This is a genomic window from Lentzea sp. (genome assembly GCF_035525475.1).
Taxonomy (GTDB): Bacteria; Actinomycetota; Actinomycetes; order Mycobacteriales; family Pseudonocardiaceae; genus Lentzea.
In genome coordinates this window covers 26,180-48,461 of the sequence record NZ_DATLEC010000047.1, presented here as the reverse complement: position 1 = coordinate 48,461, position 22,282 = coordinate 26,180, and the positions used below count along the sequence as shown (strand labels likewise).

General features: G+C 70.8%; 19 protein-coding genes. 14 read left to right on the top strand and 5 right to left on the bottom strand.

What is annotated here, in order from left to right; translation table 11 throughout:
* Positions 1-35: 35 nt before the first annotated feature.
* The 3 genes from VM306_RS08065 to VM306_RS08055 are packed head-to-tail and all read right to left on the bottom strand — an operon-like array spanning position 36 to position 2,651.
* Complete coding sequence (locus tag VM306_RS08065) at positions 36-707, bottom strand: AIM24 family protein (RefSeq protein ID WP_325512568.1); 672 nt, start codon at positions 705-707, stop codon at positions 36-38.
* A gap of 7 nt (positions 708-714) precedes the next feature.
* Positions 715-2,067 carry a DUF2867 domain-containing protein gene (locus VM306_RS08060; protein ID WP_325512566.1) on the bottom strand — a complete coding sequence of 451 codons (1,353 nt, stop codon included), beginning with the start codon at positions 2,065-2,067 and terminating at the stop codon, positions 715-717.
* A gap of 11 nt (positions 2,068-2,078) precedes the next feature.
* Complete coding sequence (locus VM306_RS08055; protein ID WP_325512564.1) at positions 2,079-2,651, bottom strand: hypothetical protein; 573 nt, start codon at positions 2,649-2,651, stop codon at positions 2,079-2,081.
* Between the two features lie 97 nt (positions 2,652-2,748).
* Between VM306_RS08055 and VM306_RS08050 the strand changes: the two genes are divergently transcribed.
* The 5 genes from VM306_RS08050 to VM306_RS08030 all read left to right on the top strand — a co-directional run bounded on the left by VM306_RS08050 (position 2,749) and on the right by VM306_RS08030 (position 11,740).
* Positions 2,749-4,101, top strand: a complete 1,353-nt coding sequence (locus VM306_RS08050) for a deoxyribodipyrimidine photo-lyase (protein ID WP_325512562.1) — start codon at positions 2,749-2,751, stop codon at positions 4,099-4,101.
* Positions 4,102-4,221: 120 nt separating this feature from the next.
* Entirely contained in the window at positions 4,222-4,776 is a 555-nt protein-coding gene (locus tag VM306_RS08045) for an RNA polymerase sigma factor (RefSeq protein WP_325512560.1), read from the top strand.
* A gap of 11 nt (positions 4,777-4,787) precedes the next feature.
* Positions 4,788-5,834 carry a hypothetical protein gene (locus VM306_RS08040; RefSeq protein WP_325512558.1) on the top strand — a complete coding sequence of 349 codons (1,047 nt, stop codon included), beginning with the start codon at positions 4,788-4,790 and terminating at the stop codon, positions 5,832-5,834.
* Positions 5,835-6,000: 166 nt separating this feature from the next.
* Entirely contained in the window at positions 6,001-11,184 is a 5,184-nt protein-coding gene (locus tag VM306_RS08035; RefSeq protein ID WP_325512556.1) for a CHAT domain-containing protein, read from the top strand.
* A 97-nt stretch (positions 11,185-11,281) separates the two neighbouring features.
* Entirely contained in the window at positions 11,282-11,740 is a 459-nt protein-coding gene (locus VM306_RS08030; RefSeq protein WP_325512554.1) for a nuclear transport factor 2 family protein, read from the top strand.
* A 6-nt stretch (positions 11,741-11,746) separates the two neighbouring features.
* Here the strand turns inward: VM306_RS08030 and VM306_RS08025 are convergent, their stop codons facing one another.
* Positions 11,747-12,613 (bottom strand): helix-turn-helix transcriptional regulator, encoded by an 867-nt coding sequence (locus VM306_RS08025; protein ID WP_325512552.1) that lies wholly within the window; start codon positions 12,611-12,613, stop codon positions 11,747-11,749.
* A 125-nt stretch (positions 12,614-12,738) separates the two neighbouring features.
* Here VM306_RS08025 and VM306_RS08020 point away from each other — a divergent pair, with 125 nt between their 5' ends.
* From VM306_RS08020 to VM306_RS08005, 4 genes are read left to right on the top strand one after another with little or no spacing between them, the layout of a single operon-like run.
* A complete protein-coding gene (locus tag VM306_RS08020) occupies positions 12,739-13,596 on the top strand; it encodes an SDR family oxidoreductase (RefSeq protein ID WP_325512550.1) in 858 nt (285 codons plus the stop codon).
* A gap of 26 nt (positions 13,597-13,622) precedes the next feature.
* Positions 13,623-14,324, top strand: a complete 702-nt coding sequence (locus VM306_RS08015; protein ID WP_325512548.1) for a type 1 glutamine amidotransferase domain-containing protein — start codon at positions 13,623-13,625, stop codon at positions 14,322-14,324.
* A gap of 1 nt (position 14,325) precedes the next feature.
* Positions 14,326-15,777, top strand: a complete 1,452-nt coding sequence (locus VM306_RS08010) for an NAD-dependent succinate-semialdehyde dehydrogenase (RefSeq protein WP_325512546.1) — start codon at positions 14,326-14,328, stop codon at positions 15,775-15,777.
* Positions 15,777-17,123 carry an adenylosuccinate lyase family protein gene (locus tag VM306_RS08005; RefSeq protein WP_325512544.1) on the top strand — a complete coding sequence of 449 codons (1,347 nt, stop codon included), beginning with the start codon at positions 15,777-15,779 and terminating at the stop codon, positions 17,121-17,123. The genes VM306_RS08010 and VM306_RS08005 overlap by 1 nt, the downstream gene beginning before the upstream one ends.
* Here the strand turns inward: VM306_RS08005 and VM306_RS08000 are convergent.
* Positions 17,114-17,467 carry a helix-turn-helix domain-containing protein gene (locus VM306_RS08000; protein ID WP_325512542.1) on the bottom strand — a complete coding sequence of 118 codons (354 nt, stop codon included), beginning with the start codon at positions 17,465-17,467 and terminating at the stop codon, positions 17,114-17,116. The genes VM306_RS08005 and VM306_RS08000 overlap by 10 nt on opposite strands.
* A 2-nt stretch (positions 17,468-17,469) precedes the next feature.
* Here VM306_RS08000 and VM306_RS07995 point away from each other — a divergent pair, with 2 nt between their 5' ends.
* The 5 genes from VM306_RS07995 (at position 17,470) to VM306_RS07975 (ending at position 22,269) form a co-directional block, all read left to right on the top strand.
* Positions 17,470-17,883 carry a luciferase family protein gene (locus VM306_RS07995; protein WP_325512540.1) on the top strand — a complete coding sequence of 138 codons (414 nt, stop codon included), beginning with the start codon at positions 17,470-17,472 and terminating at the stop codon, positions 17,881-17,883.
* Positions 17,884-18,138: 255 nt separating this feature from the next.
* On the top strand, positions 18,139-18,567 hold the full coding sequence (locus VM306_RS07990; protein ID WP_325512538.1) for a hypothetical protein: 429 nt from the start codon (positions 18,139-18,141) through the stop codon (positions 18,565-18,567).
* Between the two features lie 51 nt (positions 18,568-18,618).
* The gene (locus VM306_RS07985) at positions 18,619-19,221 is read left to right on the top strand and encodes a MarR family winged helix-turn-helix transcriptional regulator (protein ID WP_325512536.1); all 603 of its coding nucleotides are present in this window, start codon (positions 18,619-18,621) and stop codon (positions 19,219-19,221) included.
* A 118-nt stretch (positions 19,222-19,339) separates the two neighbouring features.
* Positions 19,340-20,917, top strand: coding sequence for an HAD-IIIC family phosphatase (locus VM306_RS07980; protein WP_325512534.1), 1,578 nt, complete (start codon positions 19,340-19,342; stop codon positions 20,915-20,917).
* Positions 20,914-22,269 (top strand): FkbM family methyltransferase, encoded by a 1,356-nt coding sequence (locus VM306_RS07975; protein WP_325512532.1) that lies wholly within the window; start codon positions 20,914-20,916, stop codon positions 22,267-22,269. The genes VM306_RS07980 and VM306_RS07975 overlap by 4 nt, the downstream gene beginning before the upstream one ends.
* Positions 22,270-22,282: the final 13 nt, after the last annotated feature.

Here is a 22,282-nt window from a genome sequence, read left to right as displayed (position 1 = left end):
CCGATGAGTTCACCGCGGTCACCCGAGCACGAGCGTCACTGCGCGGTCGGCATCGGGTGGCCTTCCGAGGCCTGCACGACGACGATGCCCTGACCCGACAGCGCGAGCTGGTACGCCTCGCCGGAGCCGCGTCCGATGACGGCGCCGAGCTTGGCGGTCTTGCGGACCGACGACTGCAGCGAGGTGGACCACAGGACGGCGGACTGCATGTCGACGTAGGTCGGCACGTCCACGTTCAGCACGACCGGCGTCCCGTAGGCGGTGACGGCCAGCGCCCCGGTGCCCGTGAAGGTGGTGTTGAACAGGCCGCCGCTGAGCATCGACGCGCCCTCGGTGCGGTTGATGTCCCACTTGAGCGTGCTGTCGAAGGCGAGCACGTTCCTGCCGTTCACCGTGACGCTCTCGTTCTCCAGGTAGAGGACGAAGATCTCGTCGGCGTCCTGGGCGAGGAACACGTCTCCGCTGCCCGACACCTTCATCAGCGACATGCCCTCACCGGTGAAGGCCTTCTTGAACAGCTTGCCGATGCCGCCGGCGCCCTCGTAGGCGAAGTCGACGTCGCCCTGGTAGGCGACCATCGACCCCTGCTTGGCGAAGAAGAAGCCACCGCTGCCGGTGAGGTCCACCTTGAGCATGCGTTCGTTCTGCAGTTGGAAGCTTCCGGGCTCGACGGACTTCTCTTCGTGGTTGAACAGTGAGCTGCGCATGCGCAGATCATGCCGTAGAGGCTTTTCTGACGATCCCGCGCGCCATCGTCGCGAACACGACGTCGTGCAAAGGTTTCTGCGCAACCCAGTACAGCTGGCCGAGGAACCCGTCCGCGGTGAACGTGATCTTCTGCCGGTAGCGCGTGCGGCCGCCCTCGCGGTCGACGCGCATGTCGAGCACCGTGTGGCCGGGCATCTTCATGTCCGCCCGCAACACCAGCCGCTTCGCCTCGTCGTCGCGGTGCACGACGGTCCAGAAGTCGACCACGTCCCCTTCCCCGACCTCGGGCGCGCGGCCGCGGTACAGGCCGATGCCGCCGAGCAGGTGGTCGATCGCGCCCCGGACAGTCCACACCAGAGGGATGGTGTGCCAGCCGTCCTTGCCGCCCAACGCGTTCACCGTGCGCCACACGTCCTCCGGCGACGCGTCGGTCAGCACCGTCCGTTCCTCGGTGAACACCTCGCCGCCGGTCTTGTCGGCCTCCGGGGTGGTCGCGGCGCGGATGGCGTTGTCGACGCTCGTCATGCCGCCGGGCGGGGCGGGCAGCACGTCGGTGACGGGCCGGCCGTCCGACGGGAGGTCGTGGTCCAGCGACTCGAACAACGACTCCGCGACCCCCGCCGCCACCGGGGTCACCAGCCCGGCCGCCCAGGCGGCGAGCTTGTGCGACCACACCGGCGCGGGCACCGGCAACCGGACGGGGAGCCGCAGCACCCGCGCGCACCGCTGCACCAGCTCCAGGTAGCTGAGCTGCTCGGGCCCGCGGACGTCGAACACGCCGTCGACCGGTTCCGCGAGGTCCGCGGCGGCCACCAGGAAGTGCACGACGTCGGTGTCCGCGACCGGCCAGCTGGTGTTGTTCATCCACGACGGCACCGCCACCCACGGCGTGAGGCGCACGGACGACCGCAGCAGCTCGAAGCTCGTCGAGCCGTTGCCAATGGCCATCGATGCCTGCAGCACGAGTGCGGGCACCCGTCCCGCGGCCAGGACGTCACCGACCTCGGCCCGGGAGGCGAGGTGCGCCGACGGGGCGGGGGAGTCGGGGCGCGGCCCGCCGACGTAGACGATCTGCCGCACCTCCGCCTTCTCCGCCGCGGTCGCCAGCACGGCGGCGGCCTCGCGGTCGGCCTCAGCGAAGTCCGGCCGGTCCAGCGAGTGCACGAGGAAGTACACGACGTCGTTGCCCGTCAACGCCTTCCGGACCGCCCGCGGGTCCTTGGCGTCGCCGACGTGCACCATCACGTTGGTGGGGAACAACGTCGCCTGCGTGCCGTCGCGCACCAGCACGGCCACCTGGTGGTCGCGCGCGAGGAGCTGCGGCACGAGGCGCGACCCGAGGTGCCCGGTCGCGCCCATCACGAGGCACCTCATTCGATGCCGGTTCGGTTCTTCAGCGCCCCGATCTTCGTGCCGTACAGGAAGAACACCGCCATGAACACCTCGATCTGCTGCTGCGACGAGAGCCCGTCGAGGTCCACCGCGACCTCCGTGTCCCGCACGTCCACCTCGTCCGCCAGCCGCCGGTTGAACACCGCCCGAGCCACGTCCTGGCTGCGTTCGTCGACATCCGCGTCGAACAGCCGGCGCAGGTCGCAGTCGTGCGGCAACGGGTGGTGGACCAGCTCGGCGGGGTAGCGGGCGTTCATGACGCGCGCGGCCGTGTTGAGCGTGTGGGCGATGAGCGTCGCGCCTCTGCCGAAGTGCTCGACCATCGCGACCAGCTCCTCGAGGGTCGCGACGTCCTCCTCGATGCTGACCGGTGTGCTGATGTCGAGGTCGAGGCGTTCCATCGCCATCGCGACGTTCTCGAGCACCTGCTCCGGGTCGACGACGAGCGTGTCGCCGAGGTGAGCGCTCGCACGGTGGTGGTGCGGGTCCAGTAACTCCTGCGCCTCGCGGTCGAGGTGCGCGTGCAGCAAGTCTTCGTGGTCGGTCGTCACGCGCATGGACGTGCCCGTTTTCGGGGTCGCGCAACCGTCCATTCACGAACGAGGGACGGCGCGGTTGCCCGATGCGGCCGCCGGGTATCGCTCATCGATGACGACGGCGATCGCCCTGTTCACCCGTGACCTGCGGGTCCACGACAACCCGGTGCTGCACGCCGCGGCCGCGGCGGACCGGTGCATCCCGCTGTTCGTGCTCGACGACGCGATCACCTCGTCCTCGTTCTTCAACGCCAACCGCGCCGAGTTCCTCAGCCGCTGCCTGACCGATCTGGACGCGTCGCTGCGCGAGCGCGGCGGCAAGCTGGTCGTGCGCAAGGGGGATCCCGCCGACGAGGTCGCCAGGATCGTCCGCGCGCACGACGTCACCGACATCCACGTCGCCGCCGATGTCAGCAGGTACGCCCGCCGCCGCGAGCAAGCCCTGGCGGAGCTGGGCGTGGACCTGCACGTGCACGACGCGTCGATCAACGCCGTCCCGCCGCTGTCCCTCACCCCGTCCGGCGGCGGCGACCACTTCGCGGTGTTCACCCCGTACTTCCGCAAGTGGGAGACCGTGCACCGCCGCGGCGTCCTGCGTGCGCCGGTGCGGCTGACCGTGCCCGAGCTGAGCGGTGAGCTGCCGGGCGAGCTCCACCACGGCACCCCGTCACCGGACCTGGCGGAGGGCGGCGAGACCGTCGGCCGGGAGCTGATGGCGAGCTGGGTGCGCGCCGGTGTGCACGAGTACGCCGACACGCACGACGCACTGGCCGCCGACGCCACCTCCCACCTGTCCCCGCACCTGCACTTCGGCACGGTGTCGGTGACCGAGCTGCTCGACCGCACCGGCACCGCGTCCGAGGGCGCCCGCGCCTACACCCGCCAGCTGGCGTGGCGCGACTTCCACCACCAGGTGCTGGCCGCCCGCCCCGCGTCCGCCACGAAGGACTACCGCACGCGCGACGACCGCTGGCGCCAGTCGGACCACGACTTCGAGGCGTGGCGGGACGGCCGCACCGGCTACCCGATCGTCGACGCGGCGATGCGTCAGCTCGCCCGCGAGGGCTGGATGCACAACCGCGCCCGCCTGATCGCGGCGAGCTTCCTGTGCAAGACCCTGTACCTGGACTGGCGGCGCGGCGCCCAGCACTTCATCGACCTGCTGGTGGACTGCGACCTCGCGAACAACCAGATGAACTGGCAGTGGGTCGCGGGGACGGGCACCGACACCCGCCCCAACCGCGTGCACAACCCCCTCGCGCAGGCCGGCCGCTACGACCCGGACGGCGCCTACGTCAAGCGCTACCTGCCAGAACTGGCCGGGGTTGACCCGCGGTACGTCCACGAACCGTGGAAGCTCCCCGAGGACGAACGGGAGGCGCTCGGCTACCCGCCGCCCATGGTGGACCTGCACGAGGCAGCCGACCGGTTCGCGGCGGCACGGGGCTTGCGGCCGCACCGCTGACGTCGGGGCGCTCCGGCGTCTGACCAGCGGCGTTCGTCATCGGGTGAGACAACCTGAACGCTTTCGGCGCGCGTTGGCAAAGACGGGGTGCAAGGGCGAAAGCGAAACCCGAGGAGCTTCATGTCGTCAGACGCGGAACTGATCGGCAGATCGCTGCGCGGAGACACCGATGCCTTCGCGGAAGTGATCAGCCGCCACGAGACCGCGATCGGAAACTACCTGGCGCGCAGAGTGGGGCGCCAGGCCGCGGAGGACGTGCTCGGCGACGTGTGGGTGGCGGCTTACGAGTCCCGTGCGACCTATGACCTCTCCTATCCCGAAGCCAGGCCGTGGCTGTACGGCGTCGCGCTGAACAAGTTGCGGCGGCATTGGCGGTCCGAACCGGCAGAAGCTCCGGCTCCGGACCTCACCGGTGTGGCGAGCGGCTGGGACCCCTGGCCGGCGGTGGACGCCCGCGTGGACACGCAGGTGCTGCTGCGCAGGGCACTGGCCCGGCTCAAACCGGTGGAACGAGAGGTGCTGGGCCTGGTCGCGTGGGAGGACCTGACCGTCGCGGAGGCCGGGCGGGTGCTCGACATCCCGGCCGGCACGGCTCGCCGCCTGTTGCACCAGGCGCGCAAGTCGTTGCGTGAGGCCCCCGAAGTGGCCGCGCTGCTGCAAGTCCCGACGACGTGAGAAGACGACTCATGGATGAAATGGACCTGATGAAGAAGCTGAGTGATGTGCCGTCCCCGAGTCCCGAGGCCTACGACCGTGCTCGTACGGCATTGCAGACGGCGATGACGGAACCCGCGAACACGGTCGTGCGACCGAGGCGCTGGTTCTCCTGGCCCAAGGCGAGCATCGCCGCCGTGGGCGCGGCGGCTGTCGCGGCGGCCGTGGTGATGGCCACGACGGGTGGCAGCACCCCGGCCGAGCCCACCGGCTCCGTCGACGCCGCCCCGCAGGTGGTCGAGTCACCGCTGGTGAAGCTCGCCTCCGCGGTCAGGGGCGCCCCGCAGGCCGGTGACTCGTCGCTGATCATCAACACGAAGATCGCGCCGGACAAGTCGCGGCACGAGTACTACACCGTCTACACGGACACGGGCCAGGTCTTCAGGGGCGACTCGGCGAAGACCCTGGCGGCCTCGGTCACCAAGAACGACGACGACGCCCAGCCGTTCGACAGGAAGCTGATGGCGGCGGCCCGCCTCGCCGCGAACGGCGACGTGGAGAAGGCCAGGACCGAGATGATCACCGCATCGGGCAACGCGCTGGGGATCGGTATGAGCCCTGCCGACGCGGACAAGGCGTGGGCGGCCGCCCAGGCGGAGAGGGCCGAGGTCCTCCGCAAGATCGGCCAGGAGGCGCCCGCTCCCAAGCCTCGCCCGACGGGCAAGGCGCTGGAGAACCTCATCGACAACCACCTGTGGAGCAACGCCACGTCCGCCCTGTTCGTCGGCGCCCACAACGCCGAGGTCCGCGCGGGTGTGCTCAAGCTGCTCGCCACCATGAAGGAGGTGACCGTCGGCGAGACCGAGGTCAACGGCCAGCGCGCGCTGACCCTCTCCGCGAACGCCGCCATCCTCGGTGGTGACGGCTCGCAGATCCTCACCGTCAGCGCCGACAACGGCCTGCCGATCAGTTCCGAGGTCGTTCCGGCCAAGGACTCGGCGACCCCGTCCGAGCACACGAAGGTGGACTTCAGGTCGTCCCGCGTGAACCTCGCCGACGTGGCGGTCGGCAAGATCTGATCCTCCCGCTGAACCGCCTTCGAGAGGGCCGACACCACGTCGGCCCTCTCGAAGGCGGTTCAGGACGCGTTCCCTGCCTCGCCGCTCTGTTCCGTGCGCTGTAACGAGCCGGTGCGCCGGAACGAGGAACCACCGCAGGCGGCAAGCGCCAGGAGAGCGGGTGCCCATGGCCGAGTTCACCGTCCACGGGAGAACGGCGGAGGAGCCGGCGACGAGCGACGACTTCGCGGAGCTCTACGGCGCTGACGTCGGCTACGTCGTGCGGCGCGAGGTCGAGGTCGCGGGCGTCAGCCGCGGTGACACCGATCCCGTGGTGCTGGCCGGCGATGACGACGACGTGGTCGAGGTCGAGGACACCGACGGCATCGTCGCCTTCTACCGCGCCGCCACGCTGGCAGGCATCGCACGCGGCACGACGCGCGGCGCGGTGCCGCCGGACGTGACCGCCTTCCTCGATCAGCGCACCCGCGGTGAGGGGTCGCGGATCGCGAGCGTGCGGCGGTCGAAGATCGCGTTGCCGGCCGGCGTCGAGAACGCCGTGCGCGAGCTCGACTCCGTGTTCGGGCCCGAGCTGACGCGGTCGGGCGCGGGCCTGGTCGCCGGGAGGTTGTCCGGGTTCGTGCTCTCACCGGTGGCGCGCAAGGCCGTCGAGACGATCACGAGCTGGGTCGACGCGCCGGTGGCCGACGACGCCGACGAGGCGGTGCGCCGCCGCAAGCCCAAGGTCCGGGGCCTGTACGAGGTGGACGCGAAGCTGCTCCTGGAGAAGAAGGGGCGGTGCAAGGAGCCGCCGCGGTCCGGGAAGGACCCCTACCTGGTCCTGCTGCACGGCACGTTCTCGCACACGGAGGCGGCGTTCGGGCGGCTGCGCGGCACGCGGGAGTGGGAACGGATCGTCGACCGCTACGAGGGCAGGGTCCTGGCGTTCGAGCACGCGACGCTGGGGCAGACACCGGCGCAGAACGCGCTGGACGCCGTGAGGATGCTGCCAGGAGCACCGCTGCACCTGGTGAGCCATTCGCGCGGCGGACTGGTCGGCGAGGTGCTGAGCTACGCGGCACGGCACGATCCGTCGCTCGACGCCTACGCCCAGGTGCGCGACCACCCCGACAGGACGACCCTGCCTCTGCTGCGCGAGGCGCTCCGCGAGCGCGACATCCGGGTCGAACGGTTCGTGCGCGTCGCCTGCCCGGCCATGGGCACCACGCTGGCGTCCGGGCGCATCGACCGCTGGGCCTCGTTCCTGTTCAACGTGTTCAACCTCGTCCCGGTGCTGCGCGAGACGGGGATGGCGGCGCTGGTCAAGAAGTTCCTGCTGACGATGCTGGAACAGCGCACCGATCCCAGGGTCATGCCGGGGCTGGAGGCGCAGATGCCGGAGTCGCCGTTCCTGCGGATGCTGCTCGCGGCGCCACCGCTGGACGACGGGCTCGGTTCCATCGCGGGCGACGTGCAGGGCAGGGGCGTGCTGAACCGGCTGCTGGTGCGCGGCGCCGACCTGTTCTACGGCGAGGACCACGACTTCGTGGTGCCGACGTCGTCGATGTCCGGCGGAGCAGGCCGGACGGCCTCCCGGCGCGCGTTCTTCCAGGGACCGTCGGTGAACCACGGCGGCTACTTCGCCAACGAGGACAGCCGGCAGGCGCTGGAGAACTGGCTCGCGGGCAACGGCGCGCAGGTCTTCGAGGAGGCCCCGCCGCCGCAGTGGCCGGTCAAGCGCGGCGAGGCCGGTGAGGTCACCGGCGAGGTGCTGCTCGTCCCCGACCTGTTCGGCTCGACCCTGGCGTGCGGGGGCCAGGTCGTGTGGCCGGATCTGGCGCAGCTGGTCGGCCGCCGCCCCAAAGCGGTCCTCACCGGCCGCGAGGGGATCCCCGATCAGCTCGTCGACGGCTACTCGGTGCTGCAGTCCGCCCTGGGCGGTCGGCACGCCCTCACGACGTGGAGGTTCGACTCGCGCCGAAGCCTCGACGAGCTGGCCGCCGAACTGGCACGTGACCTGCGGGAACGGCTGCGTCCCGGCGCTCCGCACGTGGTGGCGCACGGCGCCGGCTGCCTGGTGCTGCTCGCCGCGCTGGCGTCGGGCGACCTGCGGTCCGAGTGGAACAGGGCCGGTGGCCGGGCCGTGCTGCTCGGGCCGCCGCTGGACGGCAGCTGGCTCGTCGGCGCGCGACTGGAGGGCAGGGACAAGTTCACCGCGGCGATGGCGCTGCTCGACCACAGCGCGGACGCCGCCAAGGTCGGGGAGTGGCTCAGCGGGTGGCCGATCCTGCACGACCTGCTGCCGGTCGAGGGCGCCGGGCGCCGGAACGCCCTGATGCCTCCCAGCTGGACGGGCGTCAGCGCGGTGTACGGCAGCGCTGAGCAGACCGTGTGCGGCAAGAACGACGACGGCGAGTACGAGGTCTCCCCGAACGGCGACGGGTTCGCCCCGCGCCCGGCAGACCGCGCGGACAGGCCCGCGACGTGGTTCGCGCTCGTGCCGCACGCGGACCTGCCCTCGGACCCGGACACCGTGTCCGCGGTGCTCGACCTCCTCGCCGGGCGACCGCCGGGCAAGCTGCTCGCGGACCCGACGGCCAAGCCGGGAGTGGTGGGCCCGCTCGTCGACCCGCGCGGACGCCTGGTGCTGCCCACGGCGGCGGAGCTCGTGCGCCTGGCGTGGGGCGGCGGGCGCTCGGCCACGCGGCGGAGGGTGCTCAAGGTCGGTGTCGTCCACGGGGACCTGCGCTGGGAAGGGGGCGCGGTGCTCGTCGGTCACCAGGACGGCACGCCGATCAGCGGGGCGGAGAAGGCGCTCGACTCCCACCTGAAGGGGGCACTCGAGCGGCGCGCGGCGTTCCGCCAGTACCCGGGCAGGCTCGGCACGTGCGAGGTGTTCGACGCCTCCGACGGACCGGCAGGGATGGTCATCGGACTCGGTGACGCGGGCGACCTGACGCCGGGCGCGCTGACCGCGGGCGTCACGCAGGCGGTGCTGAGGCTCGCCGCCATCCGGGAGGACCGGACGGCGGAGGGCGAGCCACCGGAGCCGTTGTCGATCTCGGCGGTGCTGGTGGGCACGGCGCTCGTGCCGCCGATGCCGGTCGAGAACTCGCTGACGTCGATCGTGTCCGGTGTGCGCCAGGCGAACCGACGGCTGGACGACCTCCGCTCGCGCGTCGTGATCGACGAGCTGAAGATCGTCGAGCTGTACGAGGAGCGGGCGATCCAGGCGACGAAGGCGGCCGTCCGGCTGGCGCAGACCCTCGACGTGACGGGCGGCGAGGTCGTCGTGGAACGCCGCATGCTCAGCGGTTTCGACGGCAAGCCCGGTGCGCCGTCGACCTACCGCGAGGGGATCTGGCGGACCGTCCGGATCGTCGCGGAAGACCACGAGGGCGACCAGAAGCGGCTCGGGGCGTTGTCCTTCACGAGCATCGGCCGTTCCGCCCGCGCCGAGCAGCGGGTGAACACCGCCCAGCGCAAGTTGCTGGACGCGCTCGTGACCGAGGCGATGACGGATCACCACCCGGACGAGCAGCTGTACAACACGCTCTACGAGCTGCTCGTCCCCAACTCGTTGAAGGGACAGGGATACGGCAGCGAGAACCTGTTGCTGCTCATCGACGAGGAGGCGGGAGCGCTGCCCCTGGAGATGCTCGCCAGCCGGTCGCACGACCTGGACGTGCAGCCGCTCGCCGTCGAGGTCGGGGTGATCCGCCGGCTGGAGACGCGCACGTTCGCCGAGACGACCCGTCCGTCGTCCGGGCACGCGGCACTGGTCGTCGGCGACCCCGCCCGCACCGGCATGCCGGCGCTGCCCGCGGCGCGGGAGGAGGCCAGGCAGGTGGCGAGGCTGCTCAGGTCGAAGGGCTACGACGTCACCTCGATCATCGGCGACACCGACGATGACGACGACGTCGTGCCCATCCTCAACGCGTTGTTCCGGCACGAGTACCGCATCGTGCACATCGCCGGGCACGGCCACTTCGACCCGGACGACCGGTCGCGCAGCGGAGTGGTCATCGGGGACGGCGTCTACCTGAGCGCGCTGGAGATCGCGAAGATGCGCACCACGCCGGACGTCGTCTTCCTCAACTGCTGCCACCTCGGCGCGATGCGGCTGAAGGACCGCGAGACACCCCGCGCGGACCAGCTGGCGTCCAGCATCTCGCGGCAGCTGATCGAGAACGGGGTGCGAGCCGTCATCGCGGCGGGCTGGGCGGTCGACGACCAGGCGGCGTTCCGGTTCGCCACGACGATGTACGGCGAACTGCTGGACGGCAACGAGCTGGGCATCGCGAGCCTCAACGCCCGCAAGGCCGTGTGGGAACACCACCGTTCGACGAACACGTGGGGCGCGTACCAGGTGTACGGACCGCCCGCGTTCCGCCTGGACCCGGCGGCGGGAGGGACAGCGCGGCGGGAGGAGCTGGTGGCTCCGCGCGAACTGGCCGACGAGCTCGAGGCGCTCAAGCGCCGCGCGGAGGACGCACCGGACGTGGTGGCGACGGCACTGGCCAAGGAACTGGAGGCGTTGCTGGAAGCGACACCGCGCGAATGGCTGCGAGGCAGGGAACTGGCCGCGGCCGGCGACGTCTGGGCGCTGCTCGCGCGCTACGAGAACGCGGTCACCTGTTACGAGGCGGCACAGAACGACTGGGACGCATCGGGTTCGGTGAGGTCGTTCGAGCAACTCCTGAACATCAGGGCGAAGTGGGCCGTCGAACGCATCCAGCGCCCGGACGACCCCGGCCCGGAGGCAGCCGAGCTGCTCAGGCTCGCGGACTCCTCGGCGGACCTCCTGCTGCGGATGGGCAGGACACCGGAGCGCCACTCGCTGCGCGGAAGCGTCGCCCGCAGACGCGCGCTGTGCGCGGCGAACGATCCGGCCATGCTGACCAGCGCACTAATTGACGCGCGCGACGCGTACCAGCTCGCCGTCGACCTCTACCGCGAACGCAACGGCTCGATCCACTTCTACCCGGCGCTCAACGTGGTGGTGCTCGGCTGGCTGGTGCGCCAGCGCGACGAACGGCAACCGTTCGCCGAGGAGGAGGCTCGGAGGCTGATCGCGGGATCCACAGCTGCCGCCCGCGCGGTGCGACGGCCCGACTTCTGGTCCCGTGTCACGCCGGCCGACGCGATGCTGGCCGACGCGCTGATCTCCGGGAACCTGGACGGGAACGTGCACACCGTGGCCGAGGAGTACTTCCAGGCGTTCGCGCAGTCGAGCCTGCGTGCCCGTGCGGCCGTGCTGGAGCACATCGACCTCGCGCTGTGTGCCTTGACCGCTCCGGTCGTTGCCGAGTCGACGGCGGAGGCGTTGCGGCGCCTGCGGGTTCGTCTGGCGGCGTGGAGCCCGCAGTAGGTTCGCGGTCGGCTGAGGAGCCCGTCCGGTTCCCGAGGCGGTGGGTGGGTGTGACGCGTCCTGCCGGAAGCACGCCCGCGGTCCTAGCGTCGAGATCATGGACAACGACCAGGTGATCGCGGATCTGCACGAGCGGTGGGTGTTCGGCTGGGACCGTCGCGAGGGGGACGAGCCCTTCGGCTTCCGGCGCGTCTTCGGCGAGTTCTACGACTTCGGCTCCGCGGATCTGCGCCTCTACGACGACTTCGACCCCGAGCACCGGGTGGCGACGACCGCGGCCGGGTACGGCTCGATCTGGGAGCCCGCCTTCCGCGGGATGCTCTCCGCGCACCACGCCGTCGACGACGGTCCGCACGCCCTCGCCGACGGCGATCTGGCCGCGTCCACGCTGCGGTTCGTGGCGCGGATCGTCACGCCGGAAGCCGTCACGGACATCCGCACCACGACCTCGCTGGTCTGGCGCCGCACGGCCGACGGGTGGCGGATCGTCCGTGAGCACAACTCGACCGAGGTGCTGCCCAAAGGAGAGCTCGACGGCCGTTTCGATGATGTGTAGGCACCGTCAGGACTCTCTGCTCAGCCGCGCACCGGACCCCGTCCAGCTGGCCAGGATGTCCATAGCCTGCCTCGACGGCGAGCCGGGCTCGGTGGTGTAGACGTACAGCATCGTGTCCGGGTCGCCGGGGAGCACGAAGGACTCGTAGTCGACGGTCAGCTCGCCGACCAGCGGGTGGCGCAGCCGCTTCGAGCCGTAGGTGCGCTGGTGGACGCGGTGCTGCTCCCACCACTGGTCGAAGTCCGGGCTGCGGTCGCGGAGCTCGGCGACGAGGGCGGTCGTCGCGGCGTCGGAGGGATCCCTGCCGACCTCGAACCGCAGGCTCTCCACCGCGGCGCGGGCCTGGTCGCGCCAGTCGACGAACAGCGACCGCGCGTCCTCGTCGAGGAAGATCCAGCGCGCGTAGTTGCGCTCCTTCGGCGGGATCTTGTCGAAGTCCGCGAACAGCGCCTTCGCCATCCGGTTCGCCGCGAGCACGTCGGTGCGCCGCCCGAGGACGAGCGCCGGTTCGCCGTCGAGCGCGTCGATCAGCTGGTACAGACCGGGGCGGACCCGTTGCACGGCGCGCGAACGGCGGGGCGACGGGTTGGTGGGCAGGCCGATCAGGTCCCGCAGGTGCGTGCGCCCTGCCTCGTCCAGTTCGAGGGCGCGGCCGATGGCCTCGACGACGGCCGCCGACGGGGTGATGCGCCTGCCCTGTTCGAGCCGGGCGTAGTAGTCCGTGGACACGCCGGCGAGCAGGGCGACTTCCTCGCGCCGCAGGCCTTTCACGCGCCGGACCCTGCCGTCGGAGGGCAGGCCGGCTCGGGAGGGGTCGACCTGGCTGCGTGCGCGTCGCAGGAAGTCGGCGAGTTCGCGGTTGAGACCGGTCATGACCCCATTGTCGTCGAGGACCCGGGTCTGCGAGTGGACCTCTCAGTCCTGGGTTCGCGAGTCCGAGGTCGCACAGGGCCCGAGATGCGTCCCAAGAGGACTTCCTCCTGGACCAGTCTTGAGCCATGACCTTCCCCGCTGAACGCCCCGCCACCTGGTTCGTCACCGGCACCTCCCGCGGCCTCGGTCTCGAACTCGTCCGTCAGCTCCTCGACCGCGGTGACAACGTCGCCGCCACCACCCGCTCGACCGAGCGCCTCCTCGACTCCCTGGGCACCGGCGCGGACACCACCCGGCTGCTGCCGCTCGCCGTCGACCTGCGCGACGAAGCCGCCGTCGCGCAGGCCGTCCGGCAGACCACCGAACGCTTCGGCGGCCTCGACGTCGTCGTCAACAACGCCGGCTACGGCTACCTCGCCGCGGTGGAGGAGACCACCGACCGCGATGTCCGCGACATGCTCGACGTACAGGTCGTCGGCGTGTGGAACGTCCTGCGCGCCACCCTGCCGATCCTGCGCGAGCAGCGCCGCGGCCACGTCGTCAACGTGTCCTCGGTGCTCGGCCTGACCTCGGTCCCCGGCTGGGGGCTCTACTGCGCCGGCAAGTACGCGCTGGAAGGCCTCACCGAGGCGCTCGCCGGTGAGGTCGCCGAGTTCGGCGTGGAGGTCACCATCGTCGAGCCCGGGTACTTCCGCACCGACTTCCTCACCACCGACTCGCTCGCGCTGCCCGACGAGACCACCGCGGCCTACCCGGCGATCCGCGAGATGGTCGAGAACCACCTGAAGCTGCAGGGGAACCAGCTCGGAGACCCGGTCAGGGGCGCCCGGCTGATGATCGAGCGCGTCGTGTCCGGCGAGGGGCCGTTGCGCCAGGTCCTCGGGTCTGACTCGCACGCCTACGCCACGGCCAAGGTCCAGGCGCTGCAGGCGAACCTCGACGCCGCCGCCCTGACCGCGTCCGCGAGCGACTTCCCCGCCTGATCCGCCTTCCGGAGAGGAACCAGCAGATGAGCAAGATCCTGATCGTCATGTCCGCCGCCGACGTCTGGGAGCGCACCGACGGCTCCGCCTACCCGACGGGGTACTGGGCCGAGGAGGTGGCCGCCCCGCACGAGAAGTTCACCGAGGCGGGCTTCACCGTCGACTTCGCCTCGCCCGGCGGCGTGCTCCAGCCGCTCGACGCGCACAGCGCCGACCCGGAGATCGCGGGTCCGGACTGCGCGCACCACGTCCAGCACGCCGAACGCGCGCTGCGGGAGTTCGGCCCGTTGCTGAAGCTCGACGAGGTCAGCGCCGGCGACTACGCCGCCGTCGTGCTCCCCGGCGGCCACGGCCCCGTGGTGGACCTCTACCGCGACGCCGACCTCGGCAAGCTGCTCGTCGAGGCGGACGCGGCGGGGAAGGTCATCGGTGCGGTCTGCCACGGACCCGCCGGGCTGCTCTCCGCGGTCGACGGGAACGGCGCGTGGGTGTTCGCCGGCCGGAAGATGGCGGCCTTCACCGACGAGGAGGAGGAACTGTTCGGTACCGCCGAAAACGCTCCCTGGCTGCTGGCCGGCGCGTTGAGGGAGAAGGGCGCGCTGCACTCGGGTGGACCGGCCTACCAGGCCTACACCGTCCGGGACCGCAACCTCTTCACCGGCCAGAACCCCGCGTCGAGCGCCCCGATGGCCGACGAGATCGTCGCCGCGCTGACCGAGGAGGAGTGACGTGATCGACCGAGTCCGGAAAGGACTGCTCGTCGCCGGGCGGTGGCGCCCGGCCACGGGCGGTGGGACGTTCGTGGTCGAGAACCCGGCCACCGGCCAGGCGTTGTGCGAGGTGGCCGACGCGACGCCGGCCGACGCCCTGGCCGCGCTCGACGCCGCCGACGCCGCACAACGCCGTTGGGCGGGCACCCCTCCGCGCGTCCGCGGTGAGGTCCTGCGCCGGGCGCACGACCTGCTGATCGAGCGCATCGACGAGTTCGCCCTGCTCATCACCCTCGAGATGGGCAAGTCGCTGGCCGAGTCGAGGGCCGAGGTGACCTACGGCGCCCACTACCTGCGCTGGTTCGGCGAGGAGGCCGTCCGGATCGACGGCACCTGGAAGATCAGCGAGGACGGGACCGCCCGCGTGCTGGTCACGCGTCAGCCGGTCGGTCCCTGCCTGCTGATCACCCCGTGGAACGCCCCGCTGGCGATGCCCGCGCGCAAGATCGGCCCGGCCGTCGCGGCCGGCTGCGCGATGATCGTCAAGCCCGCGGCGCAGACACCGCTGACGACGGCGGCCCTGGCGGACGTGCTGAGGGAGGCCGGGCTGCCGGACGGCGTCCTCAACGTCGTCCCGACCACGCAGGCCGCGGCGGTCACCGAACCGCTGCTGCGCGACGGACGGCTGCGCAAGCTGTCCTTCACCGGCTCCACCCCGGTGGGCAGGCTGCTGATGGCCCAGGCGGCCGGCACCGTCCTGCGCACCTCCATGGAGCTGGGCGGCAACGCGCCGTTCATCGTCTGCCGCGACGCCGACGTCGACGCCGCAGTGGAGGGCGCGATCACCGCCAAGCTCCGCAACGTCGGCGAGGCGTGCATCGCGGCCAACCGCTTCCACGTCCACGCCGGCGTCGCGGAGGAGTTCAGCGAGAAGCTCGTGGCGCGCATGGGTTCCATCGTCGTGGGAGCGGGAACGGATCCCGCGACCGACATGGGTCCGATGATCGACGACCGGCAGCGGTCCCGCGTCGCGGACCTGGTCGGGGAGACGATCGGCGCGGGCGCACGGCTGCGGGCAGGAGGAGAGGTCCCGGACGGCCCCGGCTACTTCTACCCGCCCACCGTGCTCACCGACGTGCCGGAAGGCGCGCGGATCAGCCGTGAGGAGATCTTCGGTCCGGTCGCCGCGATCCAGACCTTCACCTCCGAGGCCGAGGTGCTGCGCGTGGCCAACGACACCGAGTTCGGCCTCGTGAGCTACCTCTACACCCAGGACCTCGGCCGGGCGTTGCGCATGGTCGAGGAGCTCGAGACCGGCATGATCGGCCTCAACCGCGGCTACGTGTCCGATCCCAGCGCCCCGTTCGGCGGGATGAAGCAGTCCGGTGTGGGCCGCGAGGGTGGCAACACGGGCATCGACGAGTACCTGGAGCAGAAGTACGTCGCCATCGACGCGGGGGAGCGGGTGTGATGGCGGCCAGCACGGTGTTCGACTCGTTCCTGTTCCGCGACATGTTCGGGACGCCGGACATGCGCGCGGTGTTCAACGACCAGTCCTTTGTGGACGCGGTGGTGCGCACCGAGGTCGCCTTGGCGACGGCACAGGCACGAGTCGGAGTCATCCCGCAGGAGGCGGCGGAGGAGATCGCGGCGTCGTGCGACTCCGCGCTCCTGAACCGCGAACGGCTCCGCGTGGACACCGAGAACGTCGGCTATCCCGTTCTGCCGATCGTCAGGCAGCTCGCCGAGCAGTGCGGCGCCTCAGGAGGTTTCCTGCACTGGGGCGCCACCACCCAGGACGTCATGGACACCGCGATGATGCTCCAGTGCTCCGCCGCCCTCGGGTTGGTCGAAACGCAGCTCGACCGGTTGCGGGCATGTCTGCGTGACCTGGCGGCGGCGCACATCGACACCATCACGGCTGGACGCACTCACCTGCAACATGCCCTGCCCATCACGTTCGGCTACCGCGTGGCCGTGTGGCTCTCGGCGCTGGACCGCCACGCCGACCGCCTCGCCGCCGTGCGGGAACGGGACCTGATGGTGCAGTTCGGTGGTGCCGCGGGCACTCTGGCCTCACTCGGTTCGGAGGGCCTGCGGGTGCGCGCCGAACTGGCGGCCGAACTCGGCCTGCGCGACCCGGAGATCACCTGGCACGTCGCCCGCGACGGCCTGGTCGAGATCGTCGGCCTCCTGGCCTCGATCGGCGGGTCCGCCGGCAAGATCGGAGCCGATGTGGCGCTGCTCTGCTCGACCGAGTTCGGGGAGCTGGCCGAGCCCTTCGCCCCTGGCAGGGGCGCGAGCTCCACCATGCCGCAGAAGCGCAACCCGATCTCCAGCGAGCTGGTGGTCGCCGCCGCCAAGTTGTTGCGGGACAAGGCGTCGGCGATGCTCGACGCGATGGTGCAGGACTTCGAGCGCGCCACCGGCCCGTGGCACGTCGAATGGGCCGTCCTCCCCGAGGCGTTCCTGCTGCTGTCCTCCTCGCTCGCCCAGACCACGCACCTCATCGCCGGTCTGCGGGTGAACGAGGACAGGATGCGCGCCAACCTCGGCCTCACCGGAGGCCTCGTCATGGCGGAGGCCGTGATGATGGCGCTCGCCCCGGCTCTCGGCCGCCAGCAGGCCCACGAGCTCGTGTACGCCGCGTGCAGCCGCGTGATCGACAGCGGCAGCGACCTGGCCACCGAGCTCCAGGCACACCCGGTCGTCGCGGAAACGCTTGGCGCGGAACGGATCGAGCGGCTCTGCGACCCCGCGACGTACCTCGGCAGCGCGCACGCCATGACCAGGTCTGTTGTGGACGCTCAAAGCTGATCTGCCGCGACACCGCCGTCGAACTGCCGGCGAGCCTCGCGCACGTCGTCGAGGTGCGCGTCGGACCACTCGACGATCTGGGTGAAGATCGGCCGGAGCGAGATCGCCAGCGGCGTGCACTCGTACTCGACGCGCGGCGGCATCTCGGGGTGGTAGGCGCGCGAGATGAACCCGTCGCGCTCCAGCTGGCGCAGCCGCTGGGTCAGCACCTTGGGCGTGACGGCCGAAATGTGCTCCCGCAGCTCGCCGAACCTCATCCTGCCGTGGTTCGCCAAGGTCCACAGGACGTGCGAGGTCCAGCGCCCGAACACCAGCTCCACCACGGGCGACCCCGGAGACGCCACATGTGCAGCTCGACCAGTTCGCCCCGGCCGGCATCCAGGCCGAGCTGTGGCGCCGGATGGCCGCGCTGACCGGCATCCGGACCGGCAGGAGCAAGATCTCCATGCCCTCGTCGCGTGCCCTGCACCTCGACCAGGCCACCGCGACGGGACCCGCCGACGCCTTCCTGGTGGAGACGGAGTTCACCCACCTGCACGGCGACGGCAGCGGCAGCCTCCACCTCGCGCTGCCGTCGGCCGTGGCCCGCGAGGTCATCGCGACCGGCAGGGGAGAGCGACATCCCGCTGTGGCACTGGGTCTCGCCCACCCGACGCTCGTGATGCTCTTCGGGCCGCGCGATGCCGACGAGCTCGAAGTGGTGTGGCGACTCGTCCAGGCGAGCCACGCGTACGCGCGGTCTGGAGACAACGAGAGCTGACGGCGAAGACGCCGTCAATCGCCTGAGGCGCTCCACGACGCGAGCATCGGCGGCACGTGCGTGGTGAGCGAACCGGCCGGCCGCGTCCTGTTCGTCCCACCGCCCGTCGCAGGGCCGCGTTTCGGATGTGAGCTGAGTCTCGCCGAGGCGATCACCCCTTGCGCCGGACCGTCATCGGCAAGATGATTGGCACTGCCAAATAACACGGGGAATGGGAGAACGAGTGAGAACCGGATCGAGAGCAGAGGGCGCGCCGTGACCACCGCGGTCGCTGCCGTGCTCGCCGTGGTGTTCCTGTGGCTGGGGCACGTGGTGGCCATCTCGTTCATCGAGGCGCCTTTGCGGTTCCGCGCTCCTGACGTCACCGTCCGCATCGGGATCGGTATCGGCAGAGTGGTCTTTCGTGCGCTCAACACCGTGGAATCCGTTCTCGCGCTGATTCTGGTGGTGATCTTCGTGGCGGGGGCGGCCGGAACGGACGCGGTGATCCCGATTGTGATTGCCGTGGTGGTGCTGGCGGCGCAACTCGTCCTCGTCCGGCCCAGGCTGACCCGTCGCACCACCAGGGCCATGGCCGGTGAACAGCTCCCTCGTTCAAGAGCGCACCTCGTTTACGTCCTGTTCGAAATCGTCAAAGCAGCCGCCCTGCTCACCGGCGGGCTGCTGTTGATCTCGGGCGCGTAGGATCCATTCGCGACATCACGCCGCGGGGCGTCGAGCGGAAAGGCCGATCACATGCCGGACGTGCCGGGTTTTCCGCCGAACACCCAGCTGCTGGCCGCGCTGGCCAGGCTCGGTCAGGCCACGCGGATGGAAGCGGTGCGCAACGCCGGTCCGCACAACCTCAGCCCGTTGCAGGCGGACATCATCGCCCTGTTCCGGCGCGACTCGGCCGTGCTCCGGCAGAGCGACATCGTGACGGCGCTGGCATCTACGGCGCCGACGATCTCCGACGCGGTGCGGGTGCTGCGGAAGAAGGGGCTGGTCGACGCCACCGCGGACATGGCCGACGCACGGGCCCGGCTGTTGAGGCTGACACCCGCGGGCGAGGCGGAGGCGGAGCGGGTGAACGTCTTCTCCGAAAGTCTCGTCGAGGCGGTCGAGACCTTGTCCCCCCAGGACTTGGCGGCGATTCTCCGCGTCAGCACGAGGCTGATGCGCGAGCTCGAGAGCCGCAGCCTGATCCCGACTTCGCGAATGTGTCCCACGTGTCGCTTCTTCGTCCCGAACGCCCATCCCGGGGATGAATCGCGCCCGTACCACTGCAATTTCGTGGACGCGGCTTTCGGTGACGCCGAGATTCGCGTGACGTGCCCCGATCACGAAGTTCGCAGCTGAAATCTCTGATTCAGGGCGCTGAACAGCGCTTGTTCTGAAATACGGTCAAGAACACCTTGTCGGGACACCGCACCTTCTTTAGTTGGCACTGCCAAATTATGCTCGGAAAGGAGAGATGATGGTCGGAAACTCGACCGAAGACTTAGCGGACGAACCCGACGTCGTGGTCGCGTCCAGCTTCACGAGTACGCCCCTGATCGCACTGCTCGACCACCTCAACGAGGACCCCGGGTTCGCCGGGACGGTCACGCCGGCGGCGTACGGGCAGGTCGTGGAGCAGCTGCTCGATCCCGGGAGCGCCTTCGCGCGCAACACCACCGGCGTGAACGTGGTGCTGACGCGGCCGGGCGACTGGGCGGGTGCGGGGGTCAGGCAGGTGGCGGACGCGGCGGCTGACTTCGCCGCACGCCACTCGAGCCACCTCGTGGTGTGCGTGTTCCCGGACTCCTCGGAGGCCGGCGACCTGGAGATGATCGGCCACCTGACGGGAGTGGAAGGCCTCGCCGCGGTGCGGGCCGCGGACTGGTTCCACGCCTACGGCGTCGCCGATCCGTTCGACACCCGTGGTGCCGCGCTCGCCGACGTGCCGTTCACCGACGAGGCGTTCGCGGCGGTCGCACTGGGACTGTCGCGTGTGGTCGCATCGCTGCGTGCCAAGCCGCGCAAGGTGATCGCCGTCGACTGCGACTACACGCTGTGGGGTGGCGCCTGCGGCGATCTCGACCCGGCCGAGCTCACGATCGACGACCGGTACCGGCAGGTCCAGCGGTTCCTGCGGGAACGCCACGACGCCGGGTTCGTGCTGGTGATCTGCAGCCGCAACGACCCGGCGAGCGTGGACCGCGCGTTCGCCGAACGGGCCGGCGACCTGCTGCTGACCCCGGAGCACTTCGTCAGCCGGCGCGTGAACTGGTTTCCCAAGTGGGAGAACCTGATCTCGCTGGCGGCGGAGCTCGGCGTCGGCGTCGACAGCTTCGTCCTCGTCGACGACGACGCCCTGACCTGCGCGCAGACCGCCGAGGCGCTGCCGTCGACCGGCGTGGTCCACCTGCCCGACGACGCGGACGCGCTCGCGGTCCTGAGGAGGAGCCCCCAGTTCGACAGGTTCTTCACCACGCAAGCGGACCGGTTGCGCAACCAGAGCTATCGCGGCGATGCGTTGCGCGCCCAGCAGGTCGCCACCGTCAGCAGTCCCGAGGAGCTGAACGCCAGGCTGGAGACCGTCGTCGAGGTGGTCCCGGCGGAGCAGGCGCACTGGCGGCGCATCGAACAGCTGGCCGCCAGGACCAACCAGTTCACCAGCGCGACTATGACGTCCGCCCAGGTGGCCGCGGCGCTGCGTGACGGTGCACCGGGCTGGGTCGTCTCGCTGCGGGACCGGTTCGGCGACTACGGCGTGGTGGGCGCCGCGGTGGCCGGGGAGACCGATGGCGACTGGCACGTGGACGCCCTGATGATGAGCTGCCGGGCGTTGAACCGGGGCGTCGCGGAAACGTTGCTGGACACCGCGGTACAAGCAGGTGCGGACGCCGGTTTCTCCCACACCCGCGTCCGAGTGCGGCCCACGGGGCGCAACGAGCTCGCGATCGACTTCCTCACCCAACGGGCCCTCGACGTCAGCGAGCAGGCGGACAGCCAGCTCCTGGTGGTCATCGACCCGAACAGCCCGGCCGAACGAGAAGGGGCACGCTCATGACAGCGCGGGAGGAGACGGATCCCGCCGCACTGGTGGCGGCCGTGGGACGACGGCGCCGTGACCTCGCCGGTCTGGCGACGCGGGTGCGCGATTTCCTCAAGCACAACAAGGGGGTCGAGCACGTCGAGGTGCGGGTGGAGTCCTCCGGCCGGCTGCGGGCGGTCGTGTGGGTCGCCCCGACCCCGAGTGGCCTGGGCACCTGCGCACTGCCGGACGGGACCGTCGTCACCGACCTGAACCACTACGAGACGACCTACCTCTACCAGGAGATCCTCGTCGACCGCGCCTACCGGCCAGAGGCGCTCGACCTGCCCCCGGACGCCGTGGTGCTGGACATCGGCGCGAACATCGGCATGTTCTGCCTGTCGATGGCGCGGTGGCTACCGGACTGCCGGGTGGTGGCCTTCGAGCCCGCACCCGACGCCTACGCCGCGCTGGTCGCCAACGTGGAGGACCTCGCCCTCCCGGTGACGTGCCTGCCCTGGGCCGTCGGAGCGGAGTCGGGCCGCACCACCATGACGGTCTACCCGGCGGCCTCGGTGTTCTCGAGCCTGAACGCCGACCCCGACGCGGACCGGTCGGCGATGCGTGCCGCGATCGGTGTCGCCGCCGACGAGGGCGGCACGGACGTCGTCGACCAGGTCGCCGCCGACCGGGTCAGCGGCGCGATCGAGGTGCCGGTCGAGGTCCGTCGCCTGTCCGACGCGTTCGACGAGCTCGGACTCACCTACGTCGACCTGCTCAAGCTGGACGCGGAAGGGGCGGAGCTCGACATCCTCGGCCACCTGCGGCCGGAGGACCTGGCGAAGATCGGCAACGTCGTCATGGAGGTGCACACCACGAGCGACCGGCGTGCACTCGTGGACCTGCTGGAGAACGCCGGGTTCACCTGCCACCTCACCGACGTGCCCGCGTTGGAGGGCACCGGTTTCGTCAACCTGTACGCCTTCCGGCAGACGACTTCGCGACGACCGGCCACCCGGCCAGAGGTGCGGCCGCCGATCCCTCCGCTCACGGCACGGCAACGGCTGCGCCAGGCACTGGACTCGTTCCTCGGCGCGGAAGGCGTCTCGGTGGAGGTGCGCACCGGACCTGCGCCGGTGACACCGGCCGCTCCCGCCGACGCGGTCGACCCGGAATCGGTGCCGGGACTCGCCGAGGCGTGGCAGCACGCCGTGGGCAGCGAACCTGGTGGAACCGCTGACTTCTTCGAACTCGGCGGCACCTCGATGGCCGCCGTCCGCATGTTGTCGCAGCTGCACCGCGAGCACGGCTACGAGCTCAAGCTGGACGACTTCCTCGCGTCGCCCACCGCGTCGGCCCTGGCCGCGCTCTGCACCCGAACCGTCTGACACTCACCCAGGA